Consider the following 590-nt stretch of genomic DNA (forward strand, 5'->3'; position numbering starts at 1 on the left):
CCCTGAGCTGGTGGCTGGACCAAGACGCACGGGCTGAGTTTGCACACGTCGAGGCCCAGTATATCAAGGACCTTGCGCAGACTGCTAAGAAGATTAACAGGTTCTTCTACGGGCTGGCATCATTCGACACACACCGCGCTAACGTGATGGTGGATATCAACGGGCGACTGATAATCACAGACCCAGTGTCTTGGACTCAGGCACGTAAAGTCTACCGCTTCCAGTATTTACCACTAGGGCGCTGGACTGTAAGACAACCGAACGGACGATTCGTGCACAACCTCGCAAACGTCTGGGACATCGCAACCTTAGGGAGTAAACTGTAATGACTAAATCACAACGCGCTAAGCAAGACCACTTTAACAACGTAATGTCCCGCTTCATGCTGGCATACAAGACAGGCGACAAGGCGACGCTACATGAGATGGCGGCTATCCTTGAGTCTCGACTGAAGGCGGCGACCGAGCTGAAGAACAATGCGCTGGACGACCAAAAGGGGACTTCAGTCATCTACACGCTAACCAACTGATATGCAAGTAGTTTGGACTAAACTATCACTAAAGGACTAAAGGTCAAAGACTCTAAGTAAG

General features: G+C 50.7%; 2 protein-coding genes. Both read left to right on the plus strand.

The window, feature by feature from the left end:
* Positions 1–326: hypothetical protein (locus AC2W7G_RS18135; protein WP_485869659.1), on the plus strand; the 326-nt coding region annotated here is incomplete at its 5' end.
* 56 nt (positions 327–382) lie between these two features.
* Positions 383–529 (plus strand): hypothetical protein, encoded by a 147-nt coding sequence (locus tag AC2W7G_RS18140; protein ID WP_485869660.1) that lies wholly within the window; start codon positions 383–385, stop codon positions 527–529.
* Positions 530–590: the final 61 nt, after the last annotated feature.

The organism is Aeromicrobium sp. PFPM2_SD2 (genome assembly GCF_057364525.1).

Excerpts from the sequence above, each read along its gene's own strand:
- AC2W7G_RS18140 (WP_485869660.1), top strand. The coding sequence starts at position 383 with ATGCTGGCATACAAGACAGGCGACAAGGCGACGCTACATGAGATGGCG.